At 59.5% G+C, this 11,879-nt stretch carries 5 protein-coding genes; all 5 read right to left on the bottom strand.

The features are described from left to right. Window positions 1-6: 6 nt before the first annotated feature. Entirely contained in the window at window positions 7-414 is a 408-nt protein-coding gene (locus MUN80_RS01765; RefSeq protein ID WP_244718808.1) for a VanZ family protein, read from the bottom strand. 13 nt (window positions 415-427) lie between these two features. Next, window positions 428-808: a glycine cleavage system protein GcvH gene (gene gcvH, locus MUN80_RS01760; RefSeq protein WP_244718805.1), complete on the bottom strand. Its 381-nt coding sequence runs from the start codon at window positions 806-808 to the stop codon at window positions 428-430. A gap of 178 nt (window positions 809-986) precedes the next feature. Beyond that, window positions 987-8,552, bottom strand: a complete 7,566-nt coding sequence (gene sov, locus MUN80_RS01755) for a T9SS outer membrane translocon Sov/SprA (protein ID WP_244718802.1) — start codon at window positions 8,550-8,552, stop codon at window positions 987-989. Window positions 8,553-8,576: 24 nt separating this feature from the next. Next, window positions 8,577-9,182, bottom strand: a complete 606-nt coding sequence (gene ruvA, locus MUN80_RS01750; RefSeq protein WP_244718799.1) for a Holliday junction branch migration protein RuvA — start codon at window positions 9,180-9,182, stop codon at window positions 8,577-8,579. Between the two features lie 230 nt (window positions 9,183-9,412). Then, window positions 9,413-11,683 (bottom strand): NADP-dependent malic enzyme, encoded by a 2,271-nt coding sequence (locus MUN80_RS01745; RefSeq protein WP_244718797.1) that lies wholly within the window; start codon window positions 11,681-11,683, stop codon window positions 9,413-9,415. Window positions 11,684-11,879 lie beyond the last annotated feature (196 nt).

Raw genomic sequence — 11,879 nt, 5'->3', positions numbered from 1 at the left:
CCAAGGTTAAGCCCACCAACGGCGCAAAGCCCGCGCCAACAGCAAGCCGGTTACGGTACCGATACTGTCGCTGATTAGGTCGGACCACTCACCGTGCCGGCCTAGGTCCATGGTAATCTGTAGCAGCTCAATGAGTGCGCCCAACGCTATTCCTTCCACTAGAACTACGCTAAAGGCGTGGCGCTTGCGCCAGGAATAGCGCTGTTGGCGGACGCTGGAAAAATAACTCAGCGCCGCCAGTACCAAAAAGAAAAAGGCATGCGCAGCGGAGTCGAAAGAAATAAGCTCCCACGGCGGCACCGTCGGCATGGACTTGGCCGGCGTCAGGGTCAGGATCAATAGCAACGCCGCCCACGCCAGGGGCAGAGCGACAAAGGCTCGGCGACGAGGCGGGGGCGGCGCGGCAGATAGCACGGGAAGGCGGGTATTAAGCGCCGATCAGCTCACCGTAGCTTTCAGCCGTGAGCAGGGCGTCTACTTCGGCGGGGTTCGACAGGCTCATTTTAATCATCCAACCGTCGCCGTAAGGATCAGAGTTGACCGTTTCGGGGCTGCCGTCGAGCTTGTCGTTGATTTCTACCACCGTGCCCGACACCGGGCTATACAGATCGGAAACCGTCTTTACGGCTTCTACGGTACCGAAAATCTCGTTTTGACCTACTTCTTTATCAAGCGTGTCAATGTCCACATACACGATGTCGCCGAGTTCTTTCTGGGCGTGGTCGGTGATGCCGATATAAGCAAATTCGCCTTCCACACGAATCCATTCGTGCTCTTTGGTGTACTTCAGATTAGCGGGGAGATTCATGGGGTGTTGTTTTGGGAGGTTGAATACCGGCGCAGGGCGCCTGGGGCCAAAAGTACGGGTTGGCGTGCGAAATGGCTAAAAAGAGAACCCCGCAAATAGAGCGAAATAGAAAAAAACAGCCCCGGCTCCTGAAAAGGGCCGGGGCTGAGAAGTAAAGAGGCGTGCTGGATGCAGCTGCTTACTGCGAGAGGCTATAGCGGAGCTGTAGGCCTCCCTCGGTAGCTGAGTTCTTGAACGAGTTCTGCCCGCGCGGCTCCGTAACGGTGCGGGAGAAGAAAATCTGCAGGTTCAAGCGCTGGTTAAGCACGTAGTCAATGGTGGGCCGCAGCTGGAGCTGACGGGTTCCGTTGCTGGTCAGACCTTTGGCGCGGCCAACGCTGGGCTCGGGGTTCTCAACTATTTCGCGGGTAATAGGATCCAGGGAAAGCGGGTCTACTACATCTTCAATCGTGCGTTGAATCGTGGTATTGTCGCGAATGGAAAGGTCGAGGCGGGCTGTCAGCTCGTTTTTCAGCACCCGTTGTTCCCCGCCGATGCGGAAGGGAATCTTCAGGCGGTTGGTGGCGTAGCCAAAGCCGATAACCAGTTCCTGGGAGTGCAGCTCGGTTACCTGAGCGTTGTTTGTGGTGCTCAGGGTAATTCCCCGCTCCGTGCGCAACTCCACGCGGCCCGTCACTTTCTGCAGGGTCTGGAAGTTGACGCCAATCAGCGGCGAAAGGCGCTCGGCAATGGTAACCTGACCCACCACGTAGTAAGGAATAAACTGCTGGGAGATATTCAGCAAGTCCGGGAATGAACCCGGTTCCTGCGAATACAGCGTGGAGGTAGTGTAGCTAGCCACCGTGTAAGACGAGGCATACTGGTGGTTTAGCGTGATGGAGCGGAAGTAGCGCTTCATGAAGGGCAGCTCGGCCAGGCCGTTGTAGTCGATGCGCCAGTTGGGCACGGGCAGCAAAGCGAAGGGGTTAAACTTCTTGGCCTTGTAACCATCCGACGAGCGGCCTTGGTACGCGTCGATAAAGGCCGGAATCAGGACTTCTTGGGAGTTGTAGCCGTAAATGCCTTTCTGATCAGTCCGGTTGGCGCTGTAAGCTCTTTCATTAGCCTGCTGCAGCCGGTCCCGGATGATGCCGCGGTTTTCGATGAACCGGTTGAAGGCCTTCGATACGGCTCCATTTTCTCTTCGGTCGCCAAACAGGGTCCGGATGGAAATAAATGAAGTGCTGAACGTGCCCGAACTCTGCGGCAGACGCAGGGCCAGACTGTCGCCGCGCAGGTCTCCCACGGGCCGCTGATAGGGCAGCAGCGTAGTCGTATCGATGGCGAGCCGGTAGAACGTCTCGTTGTTGCGCACCCGCTGCCAGCGGCCATCCAGCTGGATGTTGAAGTCGCGGAATGGCTCCAGGGCTGTGCGCAGGGTCAGGTTTTCGGTGAGCAGGGAGCTGAACGGGGTGTTGAGCAGGTCGCTGCGCCGGGTGTACCAGCCGTTGGAGTTGAAGCGGTTATACAGATCATCGAGGTTGTACTGCTGGCCCAGAACAAAAGGAATGCCGGGTGCCAGGTCCTGATTCAGGCCGAAAAACCGGGTTCCGGGCAGGTAGCCCGGCACCAGCGTGCCCGTGCTGCGGGTGTAGGTGAAGTTCAACGACCGGGCCGTCATTAGGGAGCGAAGCACGGCTTTGAGGAAGCGCAGCTCCGGGCCTTTAGCTGTATCCTGAGCGGCCGTTGGGGGCTGGGTTTGCTCCTTCAGGCGGTCCAGGGAGGGCGGCATCATCGTGCCGTTGCGGCCGGCTGTGCGGGCTTGCTGGCCGGGCGGGGGGGCATTGTTGATGATGTTGAGGAAGCGCACTTTGTTATAGAGCTTCACCAAGTCAATCTTGCCGTTGGCACTGATTTCAGCGTTGTTCTGAATCGTGTTGCCCAGCTTTACTTCCTCGGTTGCCTGGTTATCGGGGTTGGCCGGTTCTACCGGTGCCCTCAGCGCTGTAGATGCCGCCTGCCAGCTGTAGTTAGCCGCGTAGCGCGTATCGGCCGACAGCCAGTCGGTGAGCGGGAACTTATCCAGGGGCAGCCGGTAGGTCAGGGCAACGGTCTGGTTGAAGTTGGTGGTACGGCCGCCGCGCAGCAGGTTATTGCGCAACTCCAGTCGGTTGGCCTGCGCAATAGGGTCATTACCCACGCTTGGGCCCGCGCCTTCGTCAATGACCGAGCGGTTGGTGGCCGTGTAGTCAAAAATCAGGCTCTTGGTCAGGTCCCACTTCAGGTCGTAAATCCGGTTGAAGAAGAAACTCTTCTGGTAAATCGGGAGAATACCGTCGGTGGTGGGAACCTGGCCGGGCGTCAGGGTGCGCTGCAGCTGCCGCTCGTTGTAGCGACGGTCCAGGTCGGCACGGAAGGCAAAGCGGCTGGGCAGGGGCGTGAAGTTCAGGTCCTGGAAAATCTTCAGGTAGGGCGAGTCCAGGGCTTTGATCTTGGCCAGCGGCGTGTAGTTCTTCGGCGTCGTCTGGTACACGTAGGCCAGGGCCCCGGTGTAGGTCTTGGTGTAGTCCCGGTCGGTACGGATGTCCGTGTGCGTGCGCTCGGTCAGGGCGTAGCTCAGGGCAAAGTTCTCCACGTCGTAGGGCCGCACCTTCTTCTCGGGATTGACGCGCTCCTTGCGCACGTTGAGCAGACTTATACTTCGACTACTGGTTTGGTCAATAACCTCTTTTCGGTAAGCTGCTCGTTCCTCTGCCGATTCAAACTTTTGCAACGACTGCTCCAGCTTAGTGTCGGGGTCGAGTGGGTCGTATTTGGGGCTGCGGCTTTCCTGGCCGGCCTGCACCAGCACCGGAATCCGTAGGCCCAGCTTCTCGGGCAAGAACTTGTCGGCAGCTACGGCGGCGTTTAGGTCGCCGCGCATCACGTTGTCCAGGGAGCGTTGGGCCACCTTATCCTGCAGGCCGCCAAAGCCCACGGAGGTAAAGCTACCGGTAGCCGTAACGTTGGCCAGGTCGGCCAGCTTGGTATTAAAACGTGCCGTAGCGGCCCAGCCGTTCTCCCGCTCAAAGTCGAACACCCGGAACTCGTCGGCCCACAGGCACAGCGACTTGGGTGCGTTGTCGTCGGCGGGGTTGAGCACCCCAATCATCACGCCCTGCACGGCGCTGAAGTCGGGGTTGCCCAAAATGGTGATGGTAGCGCCGTTGGGCAACTGCGTCACGTAGGGCACCGTCAGATCTACCTTGTTCTGGTTGCGGGCCGCTTTGGCGTCAATGAACTGCTGGAAGGAAATCTGGATTTCGTTTTCCTCGGGCCAGATTTCGCGCTGCCCCGTGGCGCCGGGCCGGGTGATGCGCAGCGGCAAGGAGTACTCGTAGTAGTTCTGGGTGTAGTCGGTGCCGATGCGCACGAAAGCCCGTACCTGATTGTCGCCCAGGTTCCGGTCTTCGCTTTCGGCGTGCAGGAACAGGCGCAGCTGCTTGTAGCGCAGCATGCTGATGTTGATGTTTTTGTAAGCGGCTTTGCCTACCCCGTCGCGCAGGTCTTCCACACACAGGCGCAACGACTGCTCGTTCTGCTCCCGGTTCACGGTGCTCGAGCCGTATTCTTTGTCGCGCTGAATGTTAGGCGGCAGCACGTAGGGAATAGCGTCGGTGCCGCTCACGCCGGCAATACCGTTTTCCTCGATGCTCACCGTCGAGATGGTAAAGGGCGTGTTGTCGGTGCCGCAGTTCAGGCAGGGCGCGCCGGGCTGAGAAATCGGGCTCAGGAAGCGGCGCCACTGGTTGGCCACAAACTGGGGCTGCACCAGGCGCAGCACCACGGGGGCATCCCAGCCGGTGAGGTACATGCGCACGAAGCGGATGGATTTGAAGCCGAAGGGCTCGGTGGCACCGCGCACGGCCGAAGGCTGGCGAATCGGGATGCGGAACTGGTACCACGACACCTGGTCGCCGGTAATGGAGTTGGTAACCTTATCGACAATGTAGTTTTGCCCGACTTCCATCTGGTCTGGCCGCAGCGACATTTTCCACTCGTAGTACCGCTCCGTGTCCGAAATGACGTTGTCGCGGTTCAGGTCTTCCTTATCGGGCAGGGCTGTGGAACTCAGCTGGCTGTTTTCCCGGGAGTTGCCTTCCATACCGTTATACTGCTTATAACGGCCCAGAATCTTGTAGTTGTTGTTGGTGTAGAAGTCGTCGAGGTGGTGGCGGAAGTTGTCGGCCGAGGGGTCGGCCACGCCACTGTATACCCCGGCAAAGAAGGACTTCTCCTCGTTGTCGTCGAGGCCTTCAAGGCCAATGTCCTGCCGGTCGCGGCCGCCAGGGGCGGTGCTGAAGGCATCGGTCAGAAACTGCTGGCGCGTCACGCGGCCCCAGGGGGTGCGCTTGGTGTCCTGCTCAATGGTAGATGCATCGGTAGGCAGACCGTTCTCAAACTCGTGCTGGTTGGCGTCCGTCAGTAAGTCTTCCGATACCGAGCCCAGGTTCAGGTATAGCTCCCCGCCGGAGGTACGGCCGGTGTTGTTGAAGTCTGTGCCTTCCGAATCCTTGATGTGGCCGCGGTCACCTCCGATGAAGGGGTCCATCATCCAGAACTCCATGTACTCGACGTTGGCGTTGTCGAAGTCGGTGTCGAAGGTGATTTCTCGGCTGATGCCGCCGTAGTTGTCTTTGTTAAGATCTTCGTTATCAGGGTTCAAAAACTTGCCGTCGGGCGAAACGGCCGGGTTGTAGTTATACTGCCCACGCTCCTTGGGGAAATAGGCTAAGTCCAGCGAGAATTCGAAGCCGTTGCCGGTGGCACCCACGTCCCGGTTGGGGAAGATTTCGGTGCGCTGAATACCCCGGGTGTAGTGGTCCTTCAGGTCCGTGTCATTGATGTTGCTGGGCTTGCCGGGGCCGCCAGTGTAGTAGGTCTGGTCAACGGTGTACCAGGCCAGCTTGGCCCGCTTGAAGCCGTAACCCAGGTCGGTGGTATTGGCGGGCTTGGGAATGGTAATCGGGGTGGCCGCCAGGCGCCAGGCCATGGCCGCGCTAACGCCGCCCAGAGAGTAGGGCGTGCGGGCGTTTTCAAAGTCGTCGATGTAAGATACCCCGTCTTCGCCGCGGCCGAGCTTCGACTTACCGGGTACCAGCTGGGCAATTTCCCCGCTGAAGGCCACCGACGAAGGCTCTTTGGTTGAAATCAGGGGCAGCATGTCCAGGTACTTGGTCAAGGCCCGCGACTCGCGCCGCATGTTCACGTCGAAGCCGTAGATGGTGTTGTTGCCGGGCTCGTCGCCGATGTTGACGCGGTTGATGCCGGGCGCCTGGTTTTCGAGCAGGTGGAGCACCGTTGCGCCGAAGTTCACGTCCTGGTTGAGGCGGTAGTCGAAGCGGGCCCCGAGCAGCTTGCGCGGCTGCACCTGCACCAGGGCGTTCTTCTCAAACGACACCTTGAGCTCGTTGGCCGAGTTCAGGTAGCTGGCATTCAGAATCTTGACCTTGGCCTGGTCGTAAAACACCTGGTAGTCGCGGCCTTCCTCCAGCACGGTGCTACCCGACGTCACCCGTACTGAGCCCTCGGCAATGCCCAGGCCCGGCAAACTGATTTCATCGGTAGCAGTAGCCTGGAAGCGGCCCCGCAAAAAGAACTTATCCTTTTCCTGGCGCTGCTGGGCGTCGCTCTGGGTCTGGGTGTAGAGCTCCTGGTACACGTACCGCCGCGCCAAGTCCCGCTCCTGCTGCGCAATGGTCGTGTTGACGTTGGCCGTGTCGAACTGGGCTCGCAGGTAGCTGCCAAAGGGCTCCACCACGGGGAAGATAATCTTGCCCAGGTCCGGGTCGATGGTCGTGCCGGGGAAAAAGTCGAAGTTGCCGTCGGGGTTCTGGTCGTTGTTGGGGTTTACGTTATCCAGGTTCAGCACCTCGATAATCGGCCGGTTGGCAATTCTCTGACCTTCCTTAAGCGAGATAAGGTCGACGCCGGTTGCGTCGTCCTTGTAGACAATCTGAAGCTGGAAATTGTCGCGGTTGAGCTGGCTGGCATTCAGGGCGTAGATGTTTTTCATCATCAGGTCCCAGGTCGGCAGGTTGCGCGTCAGCAGGTTCTTATTCTCCGTATTGACGTTGGGGTCAGCCAGATTCACGCCGGGGTTGCTGGCCTTGAGCATCTTCAGATACAGCACCTGATCCGGGGCTACCTGCGTGTTATTGGTCGACAGTTCCCCAACGCTGTACGTCTTGCCATTGTAGGTGTAGGTATAGGCCACGGCCAGCACCTGCTCGGGCAGCAGCGGCGTATTCAATGACAGATACCCCAGCTGGGGGTTGAGGGTGTATTCGCGCGGGTTCAGCAGGCGGGCCCGTACCCGCTCGTAGTCCACAGTTTTGGTCAGCTGCTGCCGGCCGCCGTATTTGGTGTTCAGGTAATTGTCTACCGACTCGGTGCTGCGGGCCCTAGTAGTACCATCAATCACCACTTCCTGGTACTCGCGGTTCGAGCCGTTGTCGGCCGGCAGGCGGCTAAGGCTGCGCCGAAACTGCTCCCGGTATACCCGCACCGGCTCGGCCAGGTCCATCAACCCCACTACGTTGCGCAGGTTGTCGCTCTGGCGGTTGTCGTTGGTGACGTACACCTCGATGTTGTTGATTTCAACACCCGACTGAATGGTCGGCAGGTTGCGCAGGGCCGCGTCGTACCGGTCCCGGAAGAACTGGGCCAGGAAGAAGTGCCGGTCCCGTTCATACTGGCTCGATTTGATTTCGAAGTTGCGGCTCTGGGCCCCGTTCTGCACGCTTACCGCGTCGGCGGTGCCGCGCAGGGTGCTGGCCACGGCCGTCACGGCCAGCTTGCCAAACTGCAGTTGGGTCTTGACGCCGAACAGGTTCTGGCCGCCTTGAATCAGGGAGTTGTTGAGCGGCAGGCTCACGTTGCCCAGCTCAATCTTGCGGATGATTTCGGTTTCGAAGCCCGTGTAATCGAGCTTCATGTTGTTTTCGAAGTCGAAGGCCGCCTTGGTGTCGTAGTTGAACGTGAGCCGCAGTTTCTCCCCGATCTGGCCGGTGAGGTTCAGGTTCATGTTCTGCTCGTACTGGAAGTCGCCCACCCGCTGCTGGCGCAAGGTCAGCGTGGGGTTCAAGTTACGGTTGAAGCGCGCGCCCATACGCAGGGTCACGGCCCCATTCGGGCGGATGTCCACGTAGCTGCCCCCGAAGAGGCGGTCGGCCATTGGGCCCAGGTAGATTTTGGGAATCAGGCGCTTGGTTTCGGGCGCGGCGGGGTCGCCCACGACGCCCCCGGCCGAGCGGGACCGGAAATAGTCGCGCACGGCCTGGCGCTGCTGCCATTCCGAATATTCCTGGAACGTCATCAAGCTCGGGTCCCGAAAATCGATGTCGGCCCCAACCTTTTCGCGCACATCGTAGTATTCTAGACTGTCGTCGGGCGTCACCTGCAGGTTCACGTTCGAGGGCAGGTCCAGCAACAGCGGCGACTGCCGCCGCTGGGGAGCAAACGGGGAGCCAGGCCGGTCCTCGGGTGCCACCTTAGGGCGGCGGCTAGGCCGGTAACGACTTGTGTCGGGTAATACGACCCGGGGCGTGTCGGGAGCAAAGGCCACACGGCTGAGGCGACCAGGCTTAGGAAGCCAGGCCCACAGCTGACGCAAGGCAAAGGGACCAGCTCCGGTAGGGGCGGCTTGTGACCACCAGGCCAGCAAGGACGCGACAATAACTACCGAAACGGTGAGGGACTTCTTACCGGAGTTCAAGTGTAACAAGCAGACGCGGGGCCAGGTAAAATTCTAATGGGACTTAAGAGCAAATTTAATCAGTTCCTCCACGCTCAACTCGTTGCCGTGCTTTTGCTGAATCTGGTCTAAATTCTTCTCGGCGGCGGCGCGGGCAAAGCCCAAAGTCACTAAGGCCGCTAACGCTTCCGAGCGGTTCGTATTGTGTGCCCGGGCCAGCGGCACGGTATCCACCCCGGCTTTGCTAAGTAGCTCGTCTTTGCGCAGCTTGTCGCGCAGGTCCAGAATCACGCGCTGCGCCGTTTTGGGCCCCACGCCCTTGATGCTCTGAATGGAACGCACGTCCTCATTCACGATGGCGTGGCGGATTTCGCCCACCGACATCGACGACACCATCATGATGCCCGTGCCCGGCCCAATGCCCGACACCGAAATCAGGTGCATAAACAGGGCTTTCTCGTTGGGGTCCAGGAAGCCGTAGAGGGCCTGGGCATCTTCCTTGATATGCTGGTAGGTATAAATCTTGGCTTTCTCGCCCTCGCCCGGAAGCTTGGAGTAGGTGGCCAGCGAAATTTTGATTTCGTACCCCACGCCATTCACGTCCATAATGGCCATGGTGGGGTCCTTGTAAGCTAGTTTTCCGTCGATGTACGCAATCATGCAAGCAAGCTAAGAATAAGAAACTGAACGGGGCTAGGTACCGACCACGGCGAAATACAGATATTGCCATACTCGGAGCCGGTGAAGGCCCGGTGAAAAGGAACGAAACGCACGGGGTTTTCTATCCCAAATTTACTGGCTTTTTCCACTAAAAAACGGGATGTTTCCGCCGAGTTTAGTAGCGGAAACATCCCGTTTTATGGATGTTTAAGCGGATTTTGACTGGCCCCTTACAAGGGCTTGCGGTTGGTCTGGGCATCCACGACGGCAATAGCTGTCATGTTCACGATTTCGCGCACCGAGGCACCCAGCTGCAGAATGTGCACCGGCTTGCGCATGCCCATCAGTACCGGCCCGATTACCTCCGCGCCCCCGATTTCCTGGAGCACCTTGTAGGCAATGTTGCCCGATACCACGTTGGGGAAAATCAGGGTATTGGCGCCGTTTTCGGCCAGTTCTGAGAAGGGGTACTGCTCGCGCAGCAGCTCGGGGTTCAGGGCTGTGTTGGCCTGCATTTCGCCGTCGAGGAGCAGGTCGGGGTAGCGCTTCTTGGCCAGCTCGGTGGCCCGGCGGGCCTTGTCGGGCAGGGGGCCGGGGTTGGAGCCGAAGTTGGAATAGCTCAGCACGGCCACCCGGGGCTCAGTATCGAAGAAGCGCACGGTGCGGGCCGCCAGCCCGATGATGTCCACCATTTCCTCGGCCGTGGGGTCAATATTCACGGTGGTGTCGGCGAAGAAGAACGGGCCTTTCTTGTGCTGGATGATGTACATACCGGCTACGCGCTGCACGCCGTCGTCGACGCCGATAACCTGCAGAGCGGGCAGAATGCTCTTGCTGTAGTCCTTGCTCAGGCCGCTGATAAAGGCGTCGGCCTCGCCGGTTTCGACCATCATCGAGGCGTAGTAGTTCCGCTCGCGCAGCAGGCGGCGGCCTTCGTACAGGGTAATGCCGCGGCGCTGCCGCTTGCGGAATAGCAGCTCGGCGTACTCATCGCGCTTGGCGTCCTCTTCCAGGATGTCGATGATCTGGCAGCCTTCCAAATCGAGGCTGTTGGCGCGGGCAATGGCGTCAATTTTCTTGCGGTTGCCGAGCAGAATCGGTACGGCAATCCCCTCATCGTACACGATTTGAGCCGATTTGAGGATTTTGTAGTTGTCGCCCTCGGCAAATACCACGCGCTTGGGGTTGGCTTTGGCCGCGCTGGTGATACGGTTCATCAGCTTCTGATTCACGCCCAGGCGGCTGCGCAGCTCATCTTCGTAGCCCAGCCAGTCGGTGATTTCGCGGCGGGCGACGCCGCTGGCCATGGCGGCTTTGGCCACAGCTACGCTTACCGTGGTTATCAGGCGCGGATCAAGTGGCTTGGGGATGAGGTAATTGCGGCCGAAGGTCAGGGTGTTGTCACCATAGGCCTTGTTGACCATATCGGGCACGGGCTCCTTGGCCAGCTCGGCCAGGGCCTGTACGGCGGCCAGCTTCATGGCCTCGTTGATTTCGGTGGCGCGCACGTCCATAGCCCCCCGGAAGATGTAGGGAAAACCCAGCACGTTATTCACCTGGTTGGGGTGGTCGGAGCGGCCGGTAGCCATGATGATGTCAGGGCGGGTGGCCAGAGCCAGCTCGTACACGATTTCAGGGTCGGGGTTGGCCAGGGCAAACACCACGGGGTTGTCGGCCATCTTGAGCAGCAGGTCGGCAGGCAGCACGTTGGCCGCCGATAGGCCCAGGAACACGTCGGCGCCTTCCATGGCCTCGGCCAGGGTGGTCACGCTACTGCTGGTGGCAAACTGCATTTGCAGCTCGGCCAGATCGGTGCGGTGCTGGTTGATGACGCCGTCCTTGTCGAACACGGTCACGTTAGCCACGTTCAGGCCCAGCTCCCGGTAGAGGCGCAGGCAGCTAATGGCTGCGGCACCCGCGCCGCTCACCACGAGCTTGATTTCCTTGATGTCCTTGCCGACCAGCTCCAGGGCGTTGAGCAGAGCCGCCGACGAAATGATGGCCGTGCCGTGCTGGTCGTCGTGCATCAGCGGAATGGTCATCTGCTCACGCAGGGCCTTTTCGATGACGAAGCACTCGGGGGCCTTGATGTCTTCCAGGTTGATGCCGCCGAAGGTAGGCTCCAGGGACTTGACGATGCGCACGAACTCCTCAGGGTCGGTGCAGTCGATTTCGATGTCGAAGCAGTCGAGGCCGGCAAACTTCTTGAACAGTACGCCCTTGCCTTCCATCACCGGCTTGCTGGCGTCGGGGCCAATGTTGCCCAGGCCTAGCACGGCGGTGCCGTTGGAGATAACGCCCACCAGGTTGCCCTTGGCGGTATACTTATACACGTCGTCCTTGTTGGCGGCAATGGCTTTGCAGGGCTCGGCCACGCCGGGGGAGTAGGCCAGGGCTAAATCCAGCTGGGTGCTGACGGGCTTGGTAGGCACTACCTCAATCTTCCCGGCGGGGTTCTGGGAGTGGTAGTCGAGGGCTTCCTGTTTATTGATTTTAAGCATAGGGGCGGCGCACTAAATGAGGGGTTGCAACAAAGCAAGTAAGCAAGTTGGGGCGAAATCAGCCGGAATCAAAGCCGAGTATTCTAGTATAGCCCAACCGTAATGCAAAGAATGCCTCACGGTATACCGATACTAGAGTGGTTTCACTGGCAACAAACGCCACAATAAGTAATGGTGCCTAATACTGGTATGGTAA

This window comes from Hymenobacter cellulosivorans (assembly GCF_022919135.1).
GTDB classification, from domain to species: domain Bacteria; phylum Bacteroidota; class Bacteroidia; order Cytophagales; family Hymenobacteraceae; genus Hymenobacter; species Hymenobacter cellulosivorans.
The sequence above is the reverse complement of the archived record's forward strand: the minus strand, read 5'-3'. Positions and strand labels throughout refer to the sequence as shown.

What these genes read in the sequence shown, in the direction of transcription:
- gcvH (WP_244718805.1), bottom strand. Translation starts at nt 808, where the DNA reads ATGAATCTCCCCGCTAATCTGAAGTACACCAAAGAGCACGAATGGATT.
- ruvA (WP_244718799.1), bottom strand. Translation starts at nt 9,182, where the DNA reads ATGATTGCGTACATCGACGGAAAACTAGCTTACAAGGACCCCACCATG.
- MUN80_RS01745 (WP_244718797.1), bottom strand. Translation starts at nt 11,683, where the DNA reads ATGCTTAAAATCAATAAACAGGAAGCCCTCGACTACCACTCCCAGAAC.